At 68.7% G+C, this 25,067-nt stretch carries 18 protein-coding genes; all 18 read left to right on the forward strand.

What is annotated here, in order from left to right:
* The first annotated feature begins 2 nt into the window (after positions 1-2).
* Positions 3-1,163 carry an ABC transporter substrate-binding protein gene (locus AC07OX_RS23125; RefSeq protein ID WP_495262031.1) on the forward strand — a complete coding sequence of 387 codons (1,161 nt, stop codon included), beginning with the start codon at positions 3-5 and terminating at the stop codon, positions 1,161-1,163.
* Positions 1,141-1,653, forward strand: a complete 513-nt coding sequence (locus AC07OX_RS23130) for a (2Fe-2S)-binding protein (RefSeq protein ID WP_495262032.1) — start codon at positions 1,141-1,143, stop codon at positions 1,651-1,653. The genes AC07OX_RS23125 and AC07OX_RS23130 overlap by 23 nt, the downstream gene beginning before the upstream one ends.
* A complete protein-coding gene (locus tag AC07OX_RS23135; protein WP_495262033.1) occupies positions 1,650-5,393 on the forward strand; it encodes a molybdopterin cofactor-binding domain-containing protein in 3,744 nt (1,247 codons plus the stop codon). Before AC07OX_RS23130 ends, AC07OX_RS23135 begins: the two co-directional genes overlap by 4 nt.
* 65 nt (positions 5,394-5,458) lie before the next feature.
* Positions 5,459-6,646 (forward strand): fumarylacetoacetate hydrolase family protein, encoded by a 1,188-nt coding sequence (locus AC07OX_RS23140; RefSeq protein ID WP_495262034.1) that lies wholly within the window; start codon positions 5,459-5,461, stop codon positions 6,644-6,646.
* 140 nt (positions 6,647-6,786) lie between these two features.
* Entirely contained in the window at positions 6,787-7,872 is a 1,086-nt protein-coding gene (gene tssA, locus AC07OX_RS23145; RefSeq protein WP_495262035.1) for a type VI secretion system protein TssA, read from the forward strand.
* Positions 7,873-7,957: 85 nt separating this feature from the next.
* Complete coding sequence (tssB, locus tag AC07OX_RS23150) at positions 7,958-8,524, forward strand: type VI secretion system contractile sheath small subunit (RefSeq protein ID WP_447740098.1); 567 nt, start codon at positions 7,958-7,960, stop codon at positions 8,522-8,524.
* Positions 8,521-10,029, forward strand: coding sequence for a type VI secretion system contractile sheath large subunit (gene tssC, locus AC07OX_RS23155; RefSeq protein ID WP_056583649.1), 1,509 nt, complete (start codon positions 8,521-8,523; stop codon positions 10,027-10,029). The genes tssB and tssC overlap by 4 nt, the downstream gene beginning before the upstream one ends.
* A 51-nt stretch (positions 10,030-10,080) precedes the next feature.
* Positions 10,081-10,563, forward strand: coding sequence for an Hcp family type VI secretion system effector (locus AC07OX_RS23160; protein ID WP_062473964.1), 483 nt, complete (start codon positions 10,081-10,083; stop codon positions 10,561-10,563).
* 140 nt (positions 10,564-10,703) lie between these two features.
* Positions 10,704-11,576 carry a type VI secretion system accessory protein TagJ gene (locus AC07OX_RS23165; RefSeq protein ID WP_495262036.1) on the forward strand — a complete coding sequence of 291 codons (873 nt, stop codon included), beginning with the start codon at positions 10,704-10,706 and terminating at the stop codon, positions 11,574-11,576.
* On the forward strand, positions 11,573-12,118 hold the full coding sequence (gene tssE / locus AC07OX_RS23170) for a type VI secretion system baseplate subunit TssE (protein ID WP_495262037.1): 546 nt from the start codon (positions 11,573-11,575) through the stop codon (positions 12,116-12,118). The genes AC07OX_RS23165 and tssE overlap by 4 nt, the downstream gene beginning before the upstream one ends.
* Positions 12,118-13,989, forward strand: coding sequence for a type VI secretion system baseplate subunit TssF (gene tssF, locus AC07OX_RS23175; RefSeq protein WP_495262038.1), 1,872 nt, complete (start codon positions 12,118-12,120; stop codon positions 13,987-13,989). Before tssE ends, tssF begins: the two co-directional genes overlap by 1 nt.
* Positions 13,986-15,146, forward strand: coding sequence for a type VI secretion system baseplate subunit TssG (gene tssG, locus AC07OX_RS23180; protein ID WP_495262039.1), 1,161 nt, complete (start codon positions 13,986-13,988; stop codon positions 15,144-15,146). The genes tssF and tssG overlap by 4 nt, the downstream gene beginning before the upstream one ends.
* Entirely contained in the window at positions 15,143-17,848 is a 2,706-nt protein-coding gene (gene tssH / locus AC07OX_RS23185) for a type VI secretion system ATPase TssH (protein WP_495262040.1), read from the forward strand. Before tssG ends, tssH begins: the two co-directional genes overlap by 4 nt.
* 17 nt (positions 17,849-17,865) lie before the next feature.
* On the forward strand, positions 17,866-20,256 hold the full coding sequence (locus tag AC07OX_RS23190) for a type VI secretion system Vgr family protein (RefSeq protein ID WP_495262041.1): 2,391 nt from the start codon (positions 17,866-17,868) through the stop codon (positions 20,254-20,256).
* Positions 20,257-20,258: 2 nt separating this feature from the next.
* A complete protein-coding gene (locus tag AC07OX_RS23195) occupies positions 20,259-20,657 on the forward strand; it encodes a hypothetical protein (RefSeq protein WP_159273460.1) in 399 nt (132 codons plus the stop codon).
* A gap of 10 nt (positions 20,658-20,667) precedes the next feature.
* Positions 20,668-23,289, forward strand: coding sequence for a DUF2169 family type VI secretion system accessory protein (locus AC07OX_RS23200; protein ID WP_495262042.1), 2,622 nt, complete (start codon positions 20,668-20,670; stop codon positions 23,287-23,289).
* Positions 23,286-24,347 (forward strand): pentapeptide repeat-containing protein, encoded by a 1,062-nt coding sequence (locus tag AC07OX_RS23205; protein ID WP_495262043.1) that lies wholly within the window; start codon positions 23,286-23,288, stop codon positions 24,345-24,347. Before AC07OX_RS23200 ends, AC07OX_RS23205 begins: the two co-directional genes overlap by 4 nt.
* A 39-nt stretch (positions 24,348-24,386) precedes the next feature.
* Complete coding sequence (locus tag AC07OX_RS23210; RefSeq protein ID WP_495262044.1) at positions 24,387-25,034, forward strand: DUF3540 domain-containing protein; 648 nt, start codon at positions 24,387-24,389, stop codon at positions 25,032-25,034.
* Positions 25,035-25,067: the final 33 nt, after the last annotated feature.

The raw sequence follows: 25,067 nt of genomic DNA on the forward strand, positions 1-25,067 counted from the left end.
GCATGAAGCTTTCGATTTCAAGGCGCACCCTGGTGGCGGGCGGCGCGGCCCTGGCCCTCGGCCCCGGCCTGCTGCGGCCGGCGCGCGCGGACAACGGCGTGACCGACACGACCATCCGCATCGGCCAATCGGCCGTGTTCAGCGGCCCGGCGAAAGACTTCGGCGTCGACTACCGCGCGGGCATCCAGCTGTACTTCGACCGCGTCAACAAGTCGGGCGGCATCCACGGCCGCAAGATCGAACTCGTCACCTACGACGACGCCTACGAGCCCGCGAAGACGGCCGTCAACACGGCCAAGCTGATCGACGAGGACAAGGTCTTCGCGCTCACCGGCTACGTCGCCACGGGCAACCTCGCGGCCGCCATGCCGCTGGCCGAGAAGGCCGGCGTGCCGATGTTCGCGCCGCTGGTGGGCACCACGTCGTTCCGCACAAAAACCAACCGCTACCTGTTCCACGTGCGCGCGGGCTACGACCTGGAGCTGCGCAAGATCATCAGCCACCTCTCGACCCTGGGCATCCAGTCGATCGCCGTGGTCTACCAGGACAGCGCCTTCGGCAAGTCGAACCTCGCCACCTGCGAGCAGCTGGCCGCCGAGTACAAGGTGAAGGTGGTGCAGACGCTGCCCATGGCCATCGCGGCCGAAGACGCCAAGCAGGTGATCGGCGGGCTCGCCGAGGGCCGCCCCGGCGCCGTCGTGATGATCATGGCCGGGCGCATGACCGAGGTCTTCATCCGCGACTACCGCGCGAGCGGTGCGGCCGCGCCGCTGTACACGCTCTCGGTCGGCATCACCGACGCGGCGGGTTCGGCCAAGCGGCTGGACGGCAAGCTTGCCGGGCTGGTCACGGCCAGCATCGTGCCGCCGCCCGGTGCGCAGCGCGTGCCCATCGTGGCCGACTACCAGCGCGACCGCGCCGAGTTCGGCCAGAAGATCGACAGCTACACCGCGCTCGAGGGCTACATCGTCGCGCGCGTGATGGCCGAGGGCCTGCGCCGCGCGGGCAAGGCGCTCACGCGCGACAGCTTCATCACCGGGCTCGAGAGCATCGGCAGCACGCGCTTCGGCGACTTCCCCGTCGACTACAGCGCGAAGAACCACAACGGCTCGACCTTCGTGGACCTGGAGATGTACACCCGTGACGGCCAGTTGCGGCGCTGAGCCGCTGCACCTGCAGGTCAACGGCCGGGCCCACACGCTCGCCGGCGTGCCGCGCGAAGCCTCGCTGCTGCACCTGCTGCGCAACGACCTGGGGCTCAACGGGCCGAAGTACGGCTGCGGGCTCGGGCAGTGCGGCGCCTGCACGGTGCACGTCGACGGCGTGGCCGCGCGGTCCTGCGTGATTCCGGCGCATGGCGTGGCAGGGCGCAGCATCACCACGCTCGAAGGCCTGGGCATGCGCGGGCGCTGGCACCCGGTGCAGGCCGCCTTCGAAGACGCGCAGGCCGCGCAGTGCGGCTACTGCCTCAACGGCATGGTGATGCAGGCCGCCGCGCTGCTGGCGCGCGACCCCGATGCCAGCGAGGCGCGTATCCGCAGCGAGCTCTCGGGCAACCTGTGCCGCTGCGGCACGCACATCGAGATCCTCGACGCCGTGCAGCGCGCCGCCGTGCGCCTGCGTGCGGCCTCGCCGGGCGACGCCGCCGCATGACGCGCCGCGCCGACCTGCCGCAGACGCGCGCGGAATTCCTCGCTTCCGATGGCGTGCTGCTGGTGGTGCGCGAGGCACCGCCCCCACCGCCGCCGGCCAAGGGCCAGCCTGCCTTCATTGCGAGCAACCCCGTCGAAGGCGACGAGGTGCTGATCGCGCTGTGGGACGACGGCAGCGTCTCCGCGCTCAACGGCCACGTCGACCTGGGTACCGGCATCCAGACCGCGCTGGCGCAGATCGTGGCCGAGGAGCTCGACCTCGGCATGCCCTGCGTGCGCATGATGCTCGGCGACACCGCGCGCGCGCCCAACCAGGGCGCGACCATCGCGAGCGCGTCGATCCAGATCCACGCGCAGCCGCTGCGGCTGGCCGCCGCGCAGGCGCGCGCCTGGCTGCTGGCGCGCGCGGCCGAGCGGCTGGGCGTGGCCGTCGATGCGCTGCAGGTGTGCAACGGCGTGGTGCGCGTCGCCGAGACGCCGGACCGGCACGTCAACTACGCGGACCTCGTGGCGCACCAGCGCACGGTGCTGCGGCTGGACCTCGACGCCACGCCCAAGAACCCGGCCGACTACCGCCTCGTCGGCACGCGCCAGGCGCGCGTCGACATCCCGGCCAAGCTCGCCGGCGACCTCGTGTTCGTGCACGACATGCGCGTGCCCGACATGCTGCACGGCCGCGTGGTGCGCCCGCCGTATGCGGGCGCGGACCACGGCGAGTTCATCGGCAACACGCTCGAAGCGGTCGACGAAGCGTCGATCGCGCACATCCCCGGCATCCGCGCCGTGGTCGTGGTGCGCGACTTCGTCGGCATCGTCGCCGAGCGCGAGGAACACGCCGAGCAGGCGATGCGCGAGCTGCGCGTGACCTGGAAGCCCTGGCCCGGCATGCCCGACCTGCGCGACGTGGCGCAGGCCCTGCGCGACAACCCCTCGACGCAGCGCCTGCTGGTCGACGAAGGCGACGTCGACGGTGCCATGGCCGCCGCTGCGCAGCCGATGCAGCGCACCTACGTGTGGCCCTACCAGATGCATGCGTCCATCGGCCCGTCGTGCGCGCTGGCCGAGTGGCAGCCCGCCGACGGCAGCGGCATGCAGCTGCGCTGCTGGGCCGGGTCGCAGAACCCGCACGTGCTGCGCGCCGATCTTGCCAAGCTCATGGGCGTGGACGACGTGCAGGTCGACGTGGTGCGCATGGAGGCCGCGGGCTGCTACGGCCGCAACGGCGCCGACGACGTGGCGGCCGATGCCGCGCTGCTCGCGCGTGCCGTGGGCGCGCCGGTGCGCGTGCAGCTCTCGCGCGAGCAGGAGCATGCGTGGGAGCCCAAGGGCGCCGCGCAGCTCATGGAGATCGACGGCGGGCTCATGGCCGACGGCCGCGTCGCCGCCTACGACTTCGAAACCTCGTACCCCTCGAACGGCGCGCCCACGCTGGCGCTGCTGCTCACGCGCACGGTCGAGCCCGTGGCGCAGGCCTACGAGATGGGCGACCGCACCGCGCGCCCGCCCTACACCTACGACAACCTGCGCGTGAAGGTCAACGACATGGCGCCGATCGTGCGCGCCTCGTGGCTGCGCGGCGTGTCGGCGCTGCCGAGTTCGTTCGCGCACGAGTCGTACATCGACGAGCTGGCGACCGCCGCCGGCGTCGACCCCGTGCAGTTCCGCCTGCGGCACCTGGACGACCCGCGCGCGGTCGAACTCGTGCAGGCCACCGCGCAGAAGGCCGGCTGGCGCATGCGCACCGGGCCGCAGGAGAACGCCGACGGCGGGCTCGGCGAAGGCGGCGACATCCTCTTCGGCCAGGGCTTTGCGTACGCGCGCTACATCCACAGCAAGTGGCCGGGCTTCGGCGCGGCGTGGGCTGCGTGGGTGGCCGATGTCGAGGTCAACCAGAAGACCGGCGAGGTGCATGTGCGCCGCGTGGTGGTGGGGCACGACGCGGGGCTGCTGGTCAACCCGGCGGGGGTCGAGCACCAGGTGCACGGCAACGTGATCCAGACCACGAGCCGCGCGCTCAAGGAGCAGGTGCAGTTCGCGCCGCAGCAGGGCGCCGCAACGGGCGGCGCGCAGTTGCCGGGCGTGCTGCCTTCGGGCGTGGTCGCGAGCCGTGAGTGGGGCAGCTACCCGATCCTCAATTTCCGCGACGTGCCGGTGATCGAGGTCATGCACATGCCGCGTCCCGGCGAGCCGTCGCTGGGCGCGGGCGAGTCGTCGTCGGTGCCGGGGACGGCGGCGATCGCGAATGCGATCTTCGATGCGACCGGCGTGCGCTTCCGCTCGCCGCCGTTCACACCCGAGACAGTGCTGGCCGAGTTGAATAAGGTTTTGCTCCCTCCCCTTCCGGGGGAGGGCGGGGGTGGGGGCGAGCGGCGCTGGAGTGGTGACGCTGCCGTGCCCCCATCCCAACCTTCCCCCAGAGGGGGAAGGAGCAATGCTCTTTGGCCCCGGCGCAAGGGCCTGTGGGCCACCGGCGCCGCGCTCTTCATCGGCGGCCTCGGCGTCATCGCCGGCCTGCTCGGCTGGCGCGCGGCCATCGCGCCGGTGTCGCTCAGCGCGCCGGTCTACAGCGAGTCCACCATCGAGCGCGGCCGCGTGCTCGCCGCGCTCGGCGACTGCGCCGTGTGCCACACCGCACCGGGCGGCGCGCCCAATGCCGGTGGCCGCGCGATGGACACGCCCTTCGGCACGCTCTACACCACCAACCTCACGCCCGATGCCGAGACGGGCCTGGGCCGCTGGTCGTTCAGCGCCTTCCAGCGCGCGATGCGCGAAGGTGTCTCGCGCGACGGCCACCACCTGTACCCCGCGTTCCCCTACACCGCCTTCGCGAAGACCAGCGACGACGACCTGCAGGCGCTCTATGCCTACTTCATGGCGATGCCGGCGGTGCGTGCGGAAACGCCCAAGTCCGAACTCAAGTTCCCGTTCAACCTGCGCCCGCTGATGGCCGGCTGGAACGCGCTGTTCCACGACCCCGCGCCACTACAGCCCGTGCCCACGCAGAGCGCCGAATGGAACCGCGGCGCCTACCTCGTCAACGGCCTGGGCCATTGCGGCGCCTGCCACACGCCGCGCAACGCGCTCGGCGCGGAGCAGGGCGGCAGCGCGTTCCTCTCGGGCGCGATGGTCGATGGCTGGGAAGCGCCCGCGCTCACGCAGCTGTCGAAGGCCGCCGTGCCGTGGGACACCGACGCGCTGTACCGCTACCTGCGCAACGGCCACTCGCCGCGCCACGGCATCGCGGGCGGCCCGATGGCCGAGGTGGTGCGCGAACTCGCGCAGGTGCCCGATGCCGACGTGCGCGCGATGGCCGTCTACCTGGGGTCGTTCAACCCCGCGCCGGTCGCGCAACCGCAGGCGCTTGCGCAGCAGGCGATCGAGAACGCCGCGCGCACGCAGGGCCAGCTGCTCGGCCCCGCGCAGCGCATGTTCGACAGCGCCTGCTCCTCGTGCCACCACGACGGCGACGGCCCCACGCTGCTGGGCGTGAACACGCCGCTCGCACTCAACAGCAGCCTCACGAGCACACGGCCCGACAACCTGCTGCGCACCATCCTCGACGGCGTGCGCGCGCCCGCGCACCGCGACATCGGCTTCATGCCCGCGTTCCGCGAGGCGCTCGACGACCGCCAGATCGCCGACCTCGCCGGCTACATGCGCGCACGCTTCGCACCGCAGGAAGCGCCGTGGCCGAACCTGCCCGCCGACGTGGCGCGCGTGCGGGCCACGCCGGGCCACTGACACACGGCGGCTCCCGGGCCGCGGCTACGATGGCACGCAGACCTTATTCACGGAGACACCCCGCCATGCCTTTGGACCTTTCGACCGCTTCCAGCCTGCCCCGCGACGCCGAGCGCGCCACCCTTGTCGGCCGTCTCTGGCAACCCGGCGTGGGTCCGGTGCTGGTGGCCGTGCAGGGCGATGGCCTGCACGACCTGTCGACGCTCGCGCCCACCATGAGCGACCTGCTCGAAGGCAATGGATCGCCGGCCGAAGCCGTGCGCGCTGCATTGCAAGCGGGCACCGCGCCGCGCATCGCCGCGCTCGATGCCGTGCTCGCCAACAGCGACGAAAGCACGCGCGACAGCCACCAGGCCTGGCTGCTCGCCCCCTGCGACCTGCAGGTCGTGAAGGCCAGCGGCGTGACCTTCGTCGCGAGCCTGCTCGAACGCGTGATCGAAGAGCAGGCACGCGGCGATGCCTCGCGCGCCGAGGCCACGCGCGCGGCCATCGGCGATGTGCTGGGCGACAACCTCGCCGACATCGTGCCGGGCTCGCCCGAAGCCATGAAGGTGAAGGACGTGCTCATCGCACAAGGCATGTGGTCGCAGTACCTCGAGGTCGGCATCGGCCCCGACGCCGAGGTCTTCACCAAGGCGCCGGTGCTCGCGGCCGTGGGCACCGGCGCCGACGTGGGCATCCACGCGGACTCGGCCTGGAACAACCCCGAGCCCGAGGTCGTGCTCGCGGTGAACAGCCGCGGCGAAACGCTTGGCGCCGCGCTCGGCAACGACGTCAACCTGCGCGACTTCGAAGGCCGCAGCGCGCTGCTGCTGGGCAAGGCCAAGGACAACAACGCCTCGTGCGCCATCGGGCCGTTCATCCGTCTGTTCGATGCGCACTTCGGCATCGCCGACGTGCGTCGCATCACGGTCGCGTTGAACGTGACGGGCCCAGAGGGCTTCACGCTCGAAGGTTCGAGCTCGCTGTCGAAGATCAGCCGCGATCCGCTCGACCTCGTGGCGCAGACACTCAACCGCCACCACGCCTACCCAGACGGTTTCATGTTGTTTCTGGGAACGATGTTCGCGCCGACACAAGACCGTCACGGACCGGGGCAAGGATTCACGCATGTCGTGGGCGACCATGTGCGCATCGCGGCCCCTGAATTGGGTGCGTTGAACAACCGCGTGGTGCATGCAGACCAGGCGCCGCGGTGGTCTTTCGGCCTCGGTGCGTTGATGCGCAACCTCGCGTCGCGTCGGCTGCTGTAGCCCGTACTTCTGCACTTTAAAAGCAGATGTACTCCTTTGGAATTCAGAGGCTGCACTTTGCATTCTGTTGCGGTTGACCATGCCTCTTCTTACCCTCAAGATGACTACCATCGCGAGTGGATAAATCAAGGGAGTCGTGGTTGCTGCCGAATGAGATCGATCTGTTGCAGACGCCCGTCGAGGGCCCGCTTCCCTGTGGTGAAGATCTGGAATACGACGCCGATTTCATGGCGCTCCAACAGGCGGCCACGGGCAAGCGCGAGCAGCAGTTCGGCGACACCATCATTCCCGCCGAGCCGCCCGACTGGGCGCGCGTAGACCGCATCGCGCGACAGCTGTGCGTGCGCACGCGCGACCTGCGCGTGCTGGTGCCGCTCACGCTCGCATGGACCGAAAGCCGCGGCCTGCCCGGCTATGTCGACGGGCTGCGCCAGGTCGATGCGGTGCTGCAGACTTTCTGGAACGACGTGCATCCGCGCGTCGTCGATGGCACTAACGAAGACCCGCTGCCGCGCATGAATGCGCTGGCCGCACTGGCCGAAGCCGAAGGGCTCGGACGCAGCGTGCGCGATGCGCGGCTGCTCGAAGACGGTGGCACGGCGATGAGCCTGCGGCAGGTCGAGGCGCTGCTCGATTCGAGCAAGAGCGACCAGGTGGACTACCCCGGCGGCGTGGGCCGCCTGCGCGAGGCCGCACGCCGCGCACACGACAAGGCGGCGGCGCCGGTCGTGGCCCTGCGTGAGGCTTTGGCACTCCTGCAGCGCATCCGAGAGACCTGCGAGCGCGCGCTGGGCCAGAGCTGGGCGCCCGATTTTTCACGGCTCGAACGGTCGCTGCGCACCGTGGGCCAGTTGCTGCCGGAGCAGCCGCACAGCGAGGTGCCGCAGGCGTCGGCAACGGGCCGTGCAGAAGACACAAGCGGTGCGGCACAGGTGCACGCAACCGCAGCGCACGTTGCAGCGGCCACGCAGGCTGCAGTGCGTCCGCTGCGTATTCAAGAGATTGAAATATCGGCTCGTGAAGATGTGCAAGTGTTGTTGGAAAAAGCATGCGAGTTCCTGGAACGAACGGAACCGAGCCATCCGGCACCCATGCTGATCCGCAGGGCCCAGCGGCTGATGGACCTCAACTTCTTCCAGATCATCGAAGAGCTCGTGCCCGAGGGATTGCAAAAGATAGAAAGCCTTGCCGGCCGCCCGTTGAACGGCGACGCCGCATTGCCCTAGCGGCCGTTGCTGCCGGCGAGCAGGAACAACGCGCCGGCACCGGTCGACCGGTACGACCCATGCATTCAGTTTCAAGAGGACGCTTATGGCAGACAACCGTGTCAGGAACAGTGGTCAGAAGTTCATCGCGCGCAACCGGGCGCCGCGCGTGCAGATCGAGTACGACGTCGAGATCTACGGTAGCGAACGCAAGATCCAGCTGCCTTTCGTGATGGGCGTCATCGCCGACCTCGCGGGCAAGCAGACCGACCCCATGCCCGACCTCGCGGAGCGCGAGTTCATGGCGGTGGACATCGACAACTTCGACGAGCGCATGAAGTCCATCAAGCCGCGCGTCGCGTTCCAGGTGCCCAACACGCTCACCGGCGAAGGCCAGATGAACGTGGACATCACCTTCGACAGCATGGACGACTTCTCGCCCGCGCGCATCGCGCGCCAGGTCGATGCGCTGCAGCAGCTGCTCGAGGCGCGCACCGAGCTGTCGAACCTGCTCTCGTACATGGACGGCAAGAACGGCGCCGAGCAACTCATCGCGCAGGCGCTGCAGAACCCGGCGCTGCTCAAGTCGCTGGCGTCCGCGCCCAACCCCGCGGTCGCGCAGGCGGCCGCCGATGCAGCAGCCAAGCAAGCCGACGACAGGACCGCACCATGAGCACCGCATCCCAGCAAGGCGCACGCGCCCGCACCGCCACCGTCGAAGCGCTCGAGCCCAACGAGTTCTCCGACCTCTTGCAGCGCGAGTTCAAGCCCAAGACCGAGCAGGCGCGCGAGGCGGTGGAAAACGCCGTCAAGACGCTGGCCGTGCAGGCGCTCGAGAACACCGTCACCATCTCGAACGATGCCTACCGCAGCGTGCAGGCCATCATCACGGAGATCGACCGCAAGCTGTCGGAGCAGATCAACCAGATCCTGCACCACGAAGACTTCCAGCAGCTCGAAGGTGCATGGCGCGGCCTGCACTACCTCGTGAACAACACCGAGACCGACGAGCAGCTGAAGATCCGCGTCATGTGCGCCTCCAAGCGCGAAGTGGCGCGCTCGCTCAAGCGCCACAAGGGCATCGGCTGGGACCAGAGCCCGATGTTCAAGAAGATCTACGAGGCCGAGTACGGCCAGTTCGGCGGCGAGCCCTTCGGCGCGCTGATCGGCGACTTCCACTTCGACCACAGCCCGCCCGACGTCGAGATGCTCGGCGAGATGGCCAAGATCGCCGCTGCCGCGCACTGCCCCTTTATCGCCGGCGCCTCGCCCACCGTGATGCAGATGGACTCGTGGCAGGAGCTGTCGAACCCGCGCGACCTCACCAAGATCTTCCAGAACACCGAGCACACCGCGTGGCGCTCGCTGCGCGATTCGGAAGACGCGCGCTACATCGGCCTGGCCATGCCGCGCTTCCTGGCGCGCCTGCCTTACGGTGCGCGCACCAACCCGGTCGACGAGTTCGAGTTCGAGGAAGAAACCGATTCGGCGCTGCACACGCGCTACACCTGGGCCAACTCGGCCTATGCGATGGGCGTGAACATCAACCGCTCGTTCAAGCAGTTCGGCTGGTGCACCTCGATCCGCGGTGTGGAGTCGGGCGGCGCGGTCGAGAACCTGCCCACCCACACCTTCCCGACCGACGACGGCGGCGTGGACATGAAGTGCCCGACCGAGATCGCCATCAGCGACCGGCGCGAAGCGGAGCTGGCCAAGAACGGCTTCATGCCGCTGGTGCACCGCAAGAACTCCGACTTCGCGGCCTTCATCGGCGCGCAGTCGCTGCAGCAGCCGGCCGAGTACTACGACGCCGACGCCACGGCCAACGCCAACCTGGCGGCGCGCCTGCCGTACCTGTTCGCATGCTGCCGCTTCGCGCACTACCTGAAGTGCATCGTGCGCGACAAGATCGGCTCGTTCCGCGAGCGCGAGGACATGGAGCGCTGGCTCAACGACTGGATCATGAACTACGTCGACGGCAGCCCCGGCACCTCGTCGCAGGACACGAAGGCGATGAAGCCGCTGGCGGCGGCCGAGGTCCAGGTGGAAGCCATCGAGGACAACCCCGGCTACTACGCCGCCAAGTTTTTTCTCCGGCCGCACTACCAGCTCGAGGGGCTGACGGTGTCGTTGCGGCTGGTTTCGAAGCTGCCGTCCAACAAGAAGGACAGCAGCTAATTCCACTGTCCCGCTACCGGGCAATTCATCGATAACTTTTGGGGGTCAATCATGGCAGTAGACATGTTCATGCGCGTCGAGGGTGCAAACGGCGAGTCCAAGGACTCCAACCACAAGGACTGGACCGACATCAAGTCGTTTGCATGGGGAGCGACGCAGCCTGGCAACATGGTCAGCGGCGGTGGCGGCGGCGTGGGCAAGGCCAGCTTCAACGACCTGCAGGTGCTCGCGCGCATCGACAAGGCCGCGCCTTCCGTGCTGAAGAACTGCGCGAGCGGCAAGCACCTGAGCAAGGTCGAAGTGGCCGTGTGCAAGGCCGGCGGCTCGCAGATCGAGTACACGCGCGTCACGCTCGAAGAGGTGCTCGTCACCTCGGTGCAGTACACGGCCGAGCAGGGCGGCGATGCGGTGCTCGTGCAGTACGCCTTCCAGGCCGCGAAGGTGAAACAGCAGTACTGGGAACAGACCGACAAGGGCGGCAAGGGCGCCGAGACGGTGCTGGGCTGGAACATCAAGGAAAACAAGGAAGCCTGATTTCCTTGTTGCGCGGCGGGGCCGTGGCCTTCAGGGCCATGCAGCCCCCGCCGGCGGTCCACAGCCGTTTGTCTGTCTCCTGCGGCGCCCCTTCGCGGCGCGCCGCCTTTCACCTTTCAGCCAGTCAACGGGGAAGTTTCATGGGCGATGGGTTTGCAGTGCTGGGCGAGCGCTCCGTGGCCGAGCACACCGAATGGGTACAGCGGCAGATCCGCGCCAGTCCCCAGAATGCCGGCCTGCGCCTTGCCCTGTGCCACTTCCTCGCGCTGCGCGGCGAATGGCAGCGGGCCGAAGACCAGCTCAAGCTCGCCACCAAGCTCGACCCCACGTTCACGCCGGCCAGCGTCACCTGCGCGATGGCATTGCGGGGCGAGCGTGAGCGCAGCGACTTCTGGGCCGGCGGCGGACGCACGCCGGCCATCGTCTCGGGCAATGCCGACTGGGTCGAGCAACTGCTCGGCGCTGCCGTCTTGCCCGCCGAACGTGCCGACGAGGCCGCCGCGCTGCGCGAGGCCGCACGCGATGCGGCGCCGGCGCTGCAAGGCACGCTGACCACCGTCGACCGCTCCGATGCGCGGGCCGTGCAGGCGCTCGACGGCGAGCCCGCCGCACACAGCGACTTCGCCTGGCTGTGCGACGGCGACGCGCGCATCGGCGCCGTGCTCGAACTGTTCACGCCCTCGGGCTATGCGTGGCTGCCGCTGCCGGCGGTGCGCCGCATCAAGTTCTCGCGCCCGCAGCACCTGGTCGACCTGCTGTGGGCACCGGCCGAGATCGAGTTGCACGACGGGCGCGGCCTCAACGGCCTCGTGCCGGTGCGCTACCCGGGCGCGCTCGACAGCCTGGACGACGAGACCGCGCTGGGCCGTCGCACCGACTGGCAACCGCTCTCGGGCGACGACCAGTTCGCGGGCGTCGGCCAGCGCACGCTGATCAGCGAGGCCGGCGACCACTCGCTGCTCGACCTGCGGCGCATCGAGTTCGCCGCAGCGACGGAAGGCGTGGCTGCATGACCCCCGCCGTCACCACCGACATCGACAGCGACGCCCAGGAAAGCGTCGCACGCGACCGCCTGCAACCGGTGCTGCTCGACCGCCTCACCGACAAGGCGCCGCAGAACGGCCAGGAGCGCGCGGGCGCCTTCCTCATGAGCGGCAAGCTGCTGCGCGACTCGGTGCTGCGCGACCTGCAGTGGCTGCTCAACACCACCAACTTCGGTGCCGACCACCGCATCAACGGCATGCCGCGCGCGCGCGGCTCGGTGGTGAACTACGGCGTGCGCGGCTGGGCCGGCGGGCGCATGTCGGAGGTCGACTTCGCCGACGTGGAGGCGACCATCCGCGCGGCCATCATCGACTTCGAGCCGCGCATCATGAAGGACAGCATCGACGTGCGCTGCGTGACCGATGCGACCGACCTGGAGCACCACAACCTGCTCGCGCTGGAGATCCGCGGCACGCTGTGGTCGGTGCCGTACCCGATCGAATTCATCCTGCGTTCGGAGCTGGACCTCGAGAGCGGGCACATGGTGCTGCGGCCGACAGGAGGGCTGTGATGGACGCCAAGCTCCTCGACTACTACAACCGCGAACTCACCTACATGCACGAGCTCGGGGCCGAGTTCGCGCAGCGCTACCCCAAGATCGCGGGCCGCCTGGGCATGCGCGGCATCGAGGTCAGCGACCCGTATGTGGAGCGCCTGCTCGAAGGCTTCAGCTTTCTCACGGCGCGCATCCAGCTCAAGATGGACGCGGAGTTTCCGCGCTTCTCGCAGCGCCTTTTGGAAGTGGTGTACCCCAACTTCCTTGCGCCGCTGCCCGCGATGGCCGTGGTGCAGATCGACGGCAACCTCAACGAAGGCTCTCTGAAGGCGGGCTACGAGCTGCCGCGCCACACGCTCTTGCGCGGCCGCATGATCAAGGGCGAGCAGACGGCCTGCGAGTTCCGCACGGGCCATGCCGTCACGCTGTGGCCCATCAAGATTGCCGAGGCGAGCCTGGGCCCGGTGCCGGCCGAGATCGCGCATGCGCTGCCGATGGCGGCGCGCCAGGCGAAGAGTGCGATCACCATCAAGCTCGAGGCGGTGGGCGGCGCGCGCTTCTCGGAGATGCCGCTCGATCGGCTCGAGTTCTTTCTCTCGGGCGCGGAGCTGCATGCGCTGCGCGTGCTCGAACTGGTGGCTCACCACAGCGTGGCCACCGTGTGCCGCGCCGGCCCCGGCAGCACGGCGCGCATCGTGCCGCTGGGCGACGAGGCGATCCGTCACGAGGGCTTCGACCCCGAGCAGTCGCTGCTGCCCTACGACGCGCGCTCGTTCCAGGGCTACCGCCTGCTGCACGAGTACTTCGCCTTTCCGGAGCGCTACCTGTTCTTCAGCGTGAAGCACCTGCGCGCGGCGGCCTCGGCCATCGGCGGCACCACGATGGAGATCGTGATCCTGCTCGACCGCGCCGACGCCGACCTGGAGCGGCTGGTCGATGCCAGGCACTTCTCGTTGTTCTGCACGCCCATCATCAACCTCGTGCCGCGCCGCAGTGACCGCATCCCGGTCGGGCCGGGCCAGCACGAGCACCATGCGGTGATCGACCGCACGCGCCCGCGCGACTTCGAGATCTTCACCGTCGAGCGCGTCACGGGCCACATGGCCAACGGCTCCGAAGAGCGCGAGTTCCGGCCCTTCCTCGGTTCGTTCGCGTCCGACGACGGCGACTTCGGCGCCTACTTCTCGCTGCGCCGCGAACCGCGCCTGGTGTCCGACCGCGCACGCGCACAGGGCACGCGCACCAGCTACACCGGCAGCGAGGTGTACGTGTCGCTGGTCGACCAGCACGACGCGCCGTTTCCGCACAGCCTGCGCCACATCACCATCGACGCGCTGTGCACCAACCGCGACCTGCCGCTGCTGCTGCCCACCGGGCTCGAATCGGACTTCACGCTGCGCGTGTCGGCGCCGGTGCGCGGCGTGCGCATCCTGCGCGGGCCGTCACGGCCGTACCCGGCGCTGGCTGAAGGCGCGCTCACCTGGCGCCTCATCAGCCACCTGGGCCTGAACTACCTGAGCCTGACCGACGTCGATGCCACGCAGGGCGCCGCCGCGCTGCGCGAGATGCTCGACCTGTACGGCAACCTCGCCGACCCGGCCGTGCGCCGGCAGATCCAGGGCGTGCGTTCGATGGCGCTGGCGCCCGTGTTCCGCCGCCTGCCCGAGCCGGGCCCGATCGTGTTTGGGCGCGGCGTGGAGATCGCGCTGCAGATCGACGAGGTCGCCTTCTCTGGCGCGAGCCCGTACCTGTTCGGTGCCGTGCTGGAGCAGTTCTTCAGCCGGCACGTGTCGCTCAACGCCTTCACCGAGTTCGCGCTGTCCAGCCTGCAGCGCGGCGAAATTGCGCGCTGGACCCCGCGCGTGGGACGCCGCCCCACCGTATGAGCACGACCGGCCTCACCGACGACGCCATGCTGCAGGTGCTGCCGGTAGAGGCCGAGGCGCGCGACGAGGCGGCCGTCGATGCGCGCAGCCCGGCGCACGCGAAGGCGAAGGCCCCGCCGCGCCGCGGCGTGCCCGAGGCCGACCCCGCGCTGTGGGCCCGGCTCGTCGAGCAGCCCTTCGAGCACGACCTGTTCATGCTGCTGCGCCGGCTCGATGCGCAGGGCGACCATCCGCTGCTGGGCCGCGCGCCGCGCCCGCGCGACGAGCCGCTGCGGCTGGGCCAGGAGCCCTCGATGGCCTTCGCGCCGTCGAACGTGTCGGGCGTCGAGGTGGACCAAGACGGCGCGCCGCGCATCTCGATCTACGGCTTCGGCCTGTTCGGTCCCAACGGCCCACTGCCGCTGCACCTGACCGAGTACGCGCGCGAGCGCAAGCGTCACCACGCCGACAACACGCTGAGCGCGTTCGCCGACCTGTTCCATCACCGGCTGATCCTGCTGTTCTACCGCGCCTGGGCCGACGCGCAGTCGGTCAACAGCCTGGACCGCCCCGACGGCCACCGCTTTGTCGACTACGTGGCCAGCCTCATGAACATGGGGCAGCCCGGCCTGAAGGCGCGCGACCGCATCGCCGACCACGCGCGCACCCACATGGCGGGGCACCTGGTGCGCCAGACGCGCAACCCTGAAGGGCTGATTCAGATTCTTCGCCTGTACTTCGACGTGCCCGTGCGCGTGGTCGAGTTCGTGAGCGACTGGGTGCACATCGACGAGCGCCAGGTCAGCCGCATCGGCCTGCTCGGGCGCAACCACCGGCTCGGCAGCGGCGCGACCATCGGCCTGGCGGTGCGCGATGCGCAGGGCAAGTTCAGGCTCGAACTCGGCCCGCTGTCGCAGCAGCAGTTCCGCGAGTTCCTGCCCGGTAGCCCGCGCCTGCAGCAGGTGGTCGACTGGGTGCGCCAGTACGTCGGCATCGAATTCGCCTGGGAGCTGCGGCTGGTGCTCAGCAAGCCCGAGGCGCGCGGCATGCGGCTGAGCAGTGACCAGCGCCTGGGCTGGGGCAGCTGGCTCGGCACCCGCCTGTCCGACACCGACGCCGGCGACATGGTGTTCCAGCCCGAGGCGCTCTTTTCCCGCAACGCACCGGCTTCCTCATGACCGACATCCGCCGCGTCTCTCTGTTTTCCAAGTTGAATCCGATGCTCTACAAGGCATTGGAGACCGCCACCGCCTTCGCCAAGCTGCGCGGCAATGCCTACGTGGAGCTCGTGCACTGGCTGCACCAGATCCTGCAGCTGCAGGACAGCGACCTGCTGCGCATCATCAAGCGCGCCGGGCTCAACCTCGACGCGGTCGAGCAGGACCTCGTGCGCGCGCTCGACCGCCTGCCGCACGGCGCCACGTCGATCAGCGACATCTCCGAGCACGTCGACCATGCGGTGGAGCGCGCTTGGGTGTACGCGAGCCTGCGCTTCGAGGCCACGTCGATCCGCGGCGCCTACCTGCTCGCCGGCATCGTGAAGACACCGGGCCTGCGCCAGGTGCTCTCGGGCATCTCGCGCGAGTTCGACAAGCTCGTGCCCGACGTGCTGGTCGCGCAGCTTGCGGCGTGGACCGAAGGCTCGCCGGAAGACGACTACGACGCCGCGTCGGATGCGGGCGGTGGCGCACCTGTGGCGCAGCATCAAGGCGATGCCCCTGCGGCCGGCGGTTCGGCCCTGGCCAAGTACGCGAGCGACCTCACGGCCAAGGCGCGCGCGGGCGAGCTCGACCCCGTGTACGGCCGCGACGACGAGATCCGCCAGATCGTCGACATCCTCATGCGCCGCCGCCAGAACAACCCGCTGCTCACCGGCGAGGCCGGCGTCGGCAAGACGGCCGTGGTCGAAGGCCTGGCCTCGCGCCTGGCCGCGGGCGACGTGCCGCCTTCGCTGAAGGACGTGTCGCTGTGGGTGCTCGACCCCACGCTGCTGCAGGCCGGCGCGGGCGTGAAGGGCGAGTTCGAACAGCGGCTGCGCCAGGTGATCGACGAGGTCGAGAAAAGCCCCAAGCCCATCGTGCTGTTCGTCGACGAAGTGCACACGTTGGTCGGCGCGGGCGGCACCGCCGGCACCGGCGACGCGGCCAACCTGCTCAAGCCCGCGCTCGCGCGCGGCCGGCTGCGCACCATCGGTGCCACGACGTGGTCGGAGTACAAGAAGTACATCGAGAAAGACCCGGCGCTCACGCGGCGCTTCCAGACCATCCAGGTGCACGAGCCGACCGAGCCCAAGGCCGTGGTCATGCTGCGCGGCATCTCGGCCGAGCTGGAGAAACACCACGGCGTGCTCATCCTCGACGCCGCGCTCGAAGCGGCCGTGAGCCTGTCGCACCGCTACATTCCCGCGCGCCAGCTGCCCGACAAGGCCGTGAGCCTGCTCGACACCGCGTGCGCGCGCGTGGCGCTGAGCCAGCATGCGCTGCCTGCGGCGCTCGAAGATCTGAAGCGGCGCATCGAGGTGCTGGGCATCGAGTCGGGCATTGCGGGGCGCGAGGCGGCGATCGGGGTCGGCGAGCACCAGCGCGTGGAAGACATCGCGGCGCAGGTGGCTGCCGCGCAGGCCGAACTCGAACTGTTGGAACAGCGGCGCGTGGAAGAGGCGGCGCTGGTCGAGCGCATCGTCGCGCTGCGCAAGCTGCTGTCGCCTGCGGCGGTGCCGGTGCAATCTGAAGCGGAAGATGACCGCGAAGAGGAACCGCCCGCCGAGCCCGAACGAACACCCGAAGCCATCCGCGCTGAACTCAATGAAGCGCAAGACCAGCTCGTGCAATTGCAAGGCGAGACACCACTCATCCTCGCGGCCGTCGATGCGCAAGCCGTCGCCACCGTGGTCGCCGACTGGACCGGCATTCCCATCGGCCGCATGGTGCGCGACGACGCGCAGTCGGTGCTGCGCCTGGGCGAGATTTTGTCGGCCCGCGTGGTCGCGCAGCCCGATGCGCTGGAGACCATCTCGCGGCGCATCCGCACCGCGCGTGCGCGGCTGGACAACCCCAACAAGCCCGTCGGCGTGTTCCTGCTGTGCGGCCCTTCGGGCGTGGGCAAGACCGAGACCGCGCTCGCGCTCTCGGAGGCGCTGTACGGCGGCGAGCAGAACCTCGTCACCATCAACATGAGCGAGTTCCAGGAGTCGCACACCGTCTCCACGCTCAAGGGCGCACCGCCCGGCTACGTGGGTTATGGCGAAGGCGGCGTGCTCACCGAGGCCGTGCGCCGGCGGCCCTACAGCGTGGTGCTGCTCGACGAGATCGAGAAGGCCCACCCCGACGTGCACGAGATCTTCTTCCAGGTCTTCGACAAGGGCTGGATGGAAGACGGCGAAGGCCGCCACATCGACTTCCGCAACACCGTGATCATCATGACGTCGAACGTCGGCACCGACCTCGTCATGCAGTTGTGCGAAGACCCGACGTTGCGCCCCGACCCCGAGCCGCTGGCCGCCGCGCTGCGCGAGCCGCTGCTGAAAGTGTTCGCGCCCGCGCTGCTCGGGCGCCTGGTCGTCGTGCCTTACTACCCGCTGCAGGCCGATGCGCTGCACCGGATCATTCGCCTTCAGCTGGACCGCATCGCGGCGCGGCTGCAGGCCAACCACGGCATTGCATTGGCTTACAACGACAGCGCCGTCGCGCTTGTCGCACGCCGCTGCACGGCCATAGAGTCGGGTGGCCGGATGATCGACGCGATCCTCACGCACACCATCCTGCCCCGGCTGAGCGAGGAAGTCATCGGCGCCACCGTCAGTGCGCGCAAGCTCGCCGGCGTGCAGCTGGGCGCAGCGGGCGACGACTTCCAGTACGAGTTTTCAGAACGCCCCGCGTAGACACAAGGGAGAGCCGCATGGACAGAGTCGTCAAAGCCCACACCCCGCTCGGAGAAGAACAGCTTCTGTTCCGCTCGATGCACGGCAGCGAAGGGCTGTCGCAGCTGTTCGAGTTCGAGGTCGACCTGCTGAGCCCGAACACCTCGGTCGACATGAAGGGCCTGCTCGGCAAGCCGCTGGCACTGGAGATCCAGACGCTGAGCGGCACGCCGCGCTATCTCAACGGCCAGATCACGCGCTTCACCATGATCGGGCGCGAGGGCGGCTCCTCGCGCTACACCGTGTACCGCGCCTCGGTGCGGCCGTGGCTGTGGTACCTCACGCGCACCAGCGACTGCAAGATCTTCCAGAACAAGTCGGTGGTCGAGATCCTCGAAGACGTGCTGGGCGAGTACGGCTTCGCCTTCGAGAAGAAGCTCAGCGCCTCGTACCGCCAGTGGGAGTACTGCGTGCAGTACCAGGAGACCGACTTCGCCTTCGTGAGCCGCCTCATGGAGCACGAGGGCATCTACTACTACTTCAAGCACGACAAGAACCAGCACACGCTGGTGCTCGCCGACGACATGAGCGCGCACGAGACGCTGCCCGGCTACCCGAAGATCGGCTACCTCGCGAGCGACCGCGCCACCGACCCTGGCCGCGAAGTGATCGACCAGTGGGAAGTGACCGAAGAGATTCGCCCCGGCACCTACGTGGTCGACGACTTCGACTTCAAGAAGCCCCGGGCCGACCTGCTCAACACGCGCAGCCAGCCGCGCGGCAACGACCACGGCCGCTACGAGATGTACGAGTGGATGGGCGGCTACAGCGACGCGGGGCAGGGCGAGCACTACGCGCGCATCCGCCTCGAGGAAGCGCAGGCCCAGGCCGAGGTCGACACCGGCCACACCAACGTGCGCGGCATGGCGCCCGGCTACCGCTTCACCATGCAGAACGCACCGCGCAACGAGGACAACCGCGAGTACCTCGTCGTCTCGGTGATGTACAGCCTGCGCGAAGGCGGCTACGCCAGTGGCGGCATGCCGGGCGAGTACAGCTTTCACTTCGGCGTGCAGCCCACCTCGTTCCCGTTCCGCGCCCGCCGCATCACGCGCGTGCCGAGCACGCAGGGCCCGCAGACCGCCACCGTGGTCGGCCCGCCCGGCGAGGACATCTGGATCGACAAGTACGGCCGCGTGAAGGTGCAGTTCCGCTGGGACCGCTACGGCCAGCGCAACGAAGACAGCTCGTGCTGGGTGCGCGTGTCCAGCGCCTGGGCCGGCTCCAATTTCGGCGCGGTGAACCATCCGCGCGTGGGGCAGGAGGTGATCGTCGATTTCATCGCGGGCTGCCCCGATCGGCCGATCATCATCGGGCGCGTCTACAACGCGGACCAGATGCCGCCGCTGGAGCTTCCCGCCAAGGCGACGGTCAGCGGCTTCATCAGCCGCACGATCAAGGGTGACGGCGAGCTGGCCAACCACTTCGTGATCGACGACGACCCGGGGTGCGAGTCGATCAAGATCCATGCGCAGAAGGACTTCACGCTCGAGGTGGAGAACAACGAGATGCACACGGTGGAAGGCAACCGCACCACCCACATCCACAAGAACGACGACCTCACCGTGGACGAGGCGCGGACCACGACGGTGAACAACGGCCTGGACCACGCGATCTACAAGTCGGGCTCGAAGCTGGAGGTGACGAAGAAGACCGAGCACTTCTTCAACAACGCCATCGCGATCACGACCAAGGAGGGGGCCACGGAGACCGTCGAGACAGGCGACTCCACCGTGCACGTGGTGGCCGGGCTGCGACAGGAGAGTTTCGACAACGCGCTGCATGTCGACGTGAAGAACGGAATGACCGAGCACGTCTACACCGGCGACTCCACGCTCGAGGCATGGGCCGGCAAGCGGTTCGAGAGCTACAAGACCGGGTGGGACCGGAAGATCCTGGGCGGTGGCGGCAAGGACGACGTGAAGGGTGGACTGGAAGAGACCATCGACACCTTTCACAACTCCACGGTGGCCGGCCCTTACGTGGGCAAGGCCAAGACCATCCGCATCGAGTCCACCGAGGGCGACATCAGCATCGTGTCCAAAGGGAACGTGCTGCTCGAAGGCGACAACGTCAGGCGGACCAACCGCATGCACGTGATCGACACCGCGCCTTCGCGAGAGACGGAAACCAAGGGCCTGGCCTGGTCGAAGAATGGCTCGATGGAGCTGTACAACGGCTATGCCGAGTTTCACAACGACAGGCAGACGGCCTACAGCTGGGCCAAGGCGGATTTCACCTACATCCACTCCTTCACATGGGCGACGACGTCCCTCAGCATGGCGGGATTCACGACCACGCAGTCGTTCTTCCATCTCTCGAACCAGGGCATGGATCTGGAAACGCCCCTCCTCAAGTTGATCACCTAGGCGTGACCGAATCCCACCCATTGAAAAATCGGAGGAGCGACATGCTGGAGGCGATGACATGGATCGCTCTTGCCTTGGCCGCCGTGGCGGCGTTCTTCGTTCTCCAGCGGGCGGTGGTCCGCAAGCTGGCCGGAGAGGGAAAAGCCGACGACGTGCGCAGGCGGGGTGAGCCTGCGACGGCGCTGGTCCTGGACACCTACGACACGGGCAACCGCGTCGCGAGGTATTTCATCCTGACCCGGCTCACGCTTCGGGTGGAGAGCTCGACCGGCAGCTTCGAGACGACGCTCACCACGCCGATCAGTCCCGTGAAGCAGGCGGAGTTCTCGCCGGGACGCACGATCAAGGTCCGCGTGGACACCGGGACGCGCGAAGTGGCCGTGGACCAGGCACGCCGGTGAGCGACGCACCATGAAGACCATCAAGCCTCTGCGGCTGAGCCTGCTGAATCGCCCCTATGTGCAGGCCGGAAGGAACTGGCTGGGTGTGGCGGCGCTGGGCCTCGTGGGCCTGGAGCCGGAACCCCGGCTCTACTCGGAACAGGATCTCTGGCGAATCGCGTCCGAGGAAATCGGCGCAGGCGGCGTCCTGGACCTGGGCTTGCCGAAGCTGGTGCCCGAATGGCTGTTGAGCGGTTATGGCCACACCGCCCACCAGGCCGACAAGACGACCTGCGCCGTGCAGGTGCGCGTCGGCGGCATGGAGAAGTCGCTGACCGTTTCCGGCGACCGCTACTGGCTGGACGGCCGGGCGACGCAACCGCAGGCATTCGATCGCATGCCCCTGGACTGGACACGCGCGTTCGGCGGCCCGGGCTTTCCGGAGAATCCGCTCGGCATGGGCGCCGAGGAAGAGCAGGTCAACGGCGTGCGCACCCGCCGGTTGCCCAATGTGGAGGCGCCAGGCCAGCGCATGCGTTCACCGCGCGATGCCGTGCGCCCTTCGGGCTTCGGTGCCATCCCGCCGGATTGGCCGCAGCGCCTGCGTTTGCTGGGCAGCGACTATGGCGAGCAATGGCGCGAGCAGGACTTCCCCGGACTGGCACGCGACGCGGACTGGCGCTACTTCAATGCCGCGCCCGTCGATCAGCGGTGGGAGGGGCTGCAGGAAGTGCCGGCGGGCCTGCCCTACGAACTCTGGAACATGCATCCGGCCCAGCCCGTGTTGCGGGGATGCCTGCCAGACTGGCGCGTGCGTGCATTCGCCAGCTGGCACAAGGATGGCAGCGAGTTGAGGGAAGCCAGCTTGCGGCTGACCACGGTCTGGTTCTTTCCGCACCTCGAACGGGCCGTGCTGATCTGGCACGGTGTGCTCTCGATCGCCGAGGACGACGCGTCCGATGTCCATCATCTGATGGCGGCCATCGAGAGGCCGGACGAGCCGCGGCCGATGGGCCACTATGCGTCGGTGTTGGCCAAACGCCTGAACCCCGAGACCGCGATCCACGCGGTTCGCGACAGCGACCTGGCCCCCAAGTCGATCCTGGGCCTGCTGGCATTGGACGAACAGTTGCGGGCCCCGGAACGGCCCTCGGTGCGCAACGCGAAGGCAGGGGCGCGCCGCCAGCATGAGCAGAGGAAGCAGGCGCTCCTGCAGCGGGGGCTCGACCCCGAGGTTCATCTGCCGCCCTTCGCGGAGTCGGAGGCATTGCCCGATCTCGATGACTTGCCCCTGTACCAGGAGCGATTGAAGCGGGAGTTCGAAGACCTGCGGCGCGCCAAGGGCGAAGCGGGTGGCATGGGCGCCGGCGGCGCGCAGCAGAAGCCGTCTGCGCCCGCGATGGACGAAGACCTGCTCGCGCAGATGCCCGACGGCGGCGCCAGGGTCGACCCCGGCGAAACCATCCGACGCCTGCGCGCGCGCCGTGCGGCGGAGGCCGCCGCCGAAACCCGCGCCCCCGACGACGCCCAACGCCAGGCCGCGCAGGCCGCACAGGACGAGGCCCAGGTGCAGCGCATCCGCGAGTCCCACCGGCACATGGCGCACCTGCAGCCGGCACCGCCGCAGGCGACGAGCTTCCGCTCCGCCAAATGGCGCCGCCGGCTGGACCGCGCGCGCGACGCAGCGAAGCAATTCGTGGGCGCCAACCTGAGTGGCGTGGACCTCTCGGACATGGACCTGCGGGGCTACGACTTCTCGCAGGCCAACCTCGAGAGCGCCAATCTCACCCGGGCGCGGCTGGACGAGGCCAACCTGAGCGGCGCGGTCCTGGCGCGCGCGACCCTGGCGCAGGCGAGCCTGGTCAATGCGCGGCTGGATGGCGCCAGTCTCGCCAAGGCCCATGGCACGCGCGCCGACTTCACGGGCGCGAGCATGGACGCCACGAACTGTCAGGGCGCCGTGTTCGACGAAGCGGTGTTTCGGCAGGCCCGGTTCCGTGCCAACGAATTGCGGGACAGCCAATGGCGCCGTTGCGATCTGCGCGAGTCCTACTGGTCGAACCTGGTCTTCTGGAAGGTCCGTCTCGCGCACCTGCGTTTCGATGCGGCGCAGTTCAAGCAGGTGATATGGGTCGAGTGCGCATTCGACCAGGCGGCCTTCGTGGGCGCGCGGCTGGACAGCTGCGGTTTCATCACGACCGACGCCAGCGCGGGCGTGGATTTCAGCGACGCTTCTCTGGAGGCCTGCAGCTTTGCGCATGGCACGGCCATGCCGGCGGCGGTCTTCCGGCGTGCGCGCCTGAAGCAGTGCGGCCTGAGGACGACGCGCCTGGAAGGCGCCGACTTCACGGGCGCGCACCTGGAGAACTGCGATTTCTCCGAGTGCGACCTGGCGCGCGCGCGGCTGGACGGACTGGTCGCAGGCGAGAGCCTCTTCATCCGCGCCAACCTGAACGCCGCTTCCTTGCAAGGGGCGGATCTGATCGATGCCAGCCTGGCCAAGGCCGATCTGAGGTTCGCGAACCTCGAGCGGGCCAACCTCTACCGGGCCGACGTTTCACAGGCGTTGATCGATGCCACGACCCTGCTCGCAGGCGCCTACACGCAGCACGCCAAGCTGTGGCCGAAACGCCGTGAAGAGGCAGGTGCATGACGCGCGAGCAGCTGCTGGATCGCATTCGCCATGGCATGCCCCTGCTCCATGTGGACCTCCGCGGTGAGAACCTCGAAGGGCTGGATCTCTCGGGGGTGCAGATGCAGGGCGTCAACCTCGTGCAGGCGAGGATGGCCGGCGTGAACCTGGAGGATGCCAGCCTGATCGGTTGCAGCCTGTCGCAGGCGGACATGTCCGGCGCGTTCCTGAAGGATGCGCGCTTCGTGCGCTGCGGGCTTGCCGGCGCCCGCCTCGACGCTGCGAACCTGTCGGGCGCACAGTTCTCCGAGTCGAACCTGGAGGGTGCCGTGCTGAACGGGGCGGATGTGTCCGGCAGCGCCTTCTACAAATGCACGGCCAAGGATGCGGTCCTGAACTTCGGGCGTTGCGACCGGATGGCGATGTTCGAGACCACCCTCGATGGCGCCAGGTTGTCCGATGTGCAGATGAGCTTCTGCGTCTTCATGAAGTCCGATCTGCGTGCCATGGCCTGGGACGGCGGTGCATGCGACAGCTGCGTGTTCAACGAGTGCGTTCTGGAAGGCATGGACCTCTCGGATCGCACCCTGGTGCGCTGCCAGTTCATCGGCAGCCGGTTGCAGGGCGCGGACCTGTCCCGCGCCGTGCTCACGCAGAGCAACTTCAAGGGGGCGGCCATGCAATCCGTCCAGCTCGCCGATGCCCACGGGGAGGCTGCCTTGTTTCCCGAGGCCGACCTGCGCGGCGCGAATTGTCGAGGCGCCAGGTTTGCGCGCGCCGTGTGGGTCGGGGCGTGCCTCGAAGGGGCGGACTTCACGCAGGCGCAACTCGATCTGTGCGCATTGCACCGGACCCGATGCCACGCCGCCGTGTTCGAGCGTGCCAGCCTGTGCGATGCGGATTTTTCGTACGCGGACCTGAGGGACAGCAATCTGCGCGGTGCGATCTTCCAGCGCACGCGCATGCACCATGCCCAGATGGCAGGGGCGCTGCTGTCCACGCGCAGCGGAATCATCGAGGTCGACGAGGGCTTGCACAAGGCGCAGCAATGGTCGGCTTCACGTGCGCGTCCCGAATAGGGCGCGAGGACCACCGGACTTCATTCAGAAGGGACAGCCATGAACGTCGTATCACTGCATCCGAATCCGCCGAGGGAACCTGCCTCGGTCCACGTCCTGGGACACCTCCTGGGCAGCACGCCCGATGGCCAGTGGACGGTCGTCGATGAAAGCGGCGCGACCTGGACCTGCCGCCGGGCCGCGAGCTGCCTGCTCCGCCCCGAGCCGGGGGACACGGTGATGGTGTCGGGACCGGACCGGTATCGGCTGTACCTGATCGCCGTGGTCGAACAGGCACAGGCCTCGGCCAGCTGCATCGAGGCCGCCGGCGATGTCACCCTGACCGCCATGAGCGGCGGGCGGGTCAGCCTGGAAAGCAGTTCGGAACTTCACTTGCACGGCGGGCGCATGCTGAACATGACGGCCTCCAAGGCCACCTGCGCCGTGACCGAGATGGACTTCTGCGCACAGTCGGCCGAGGCCAGCGTCGGGCACCTGCGATTCTTCGGCAAGGCCCTGGAGTCGGTGGTGGATCGCATGGTGCACATGGCCCGGACGGCGCTGCGCATCGTCGACGAGACCGACCAGGTGCGCGCAGGACACGTGGACCATGAAGCGAGGGACACCGTGCGTGTCCACGGCAGGCACACCGTGGTCACGGGGCAGGACCTGGTCAAGGTCGACAGTGCACAGATCCACATGGGCTGAACGGCCCCGGACCCACGCCATCCACAGGAGATC

This window comes from Variovorax sp. GW821-FHT09D07 (assembly GCF_059416345.1).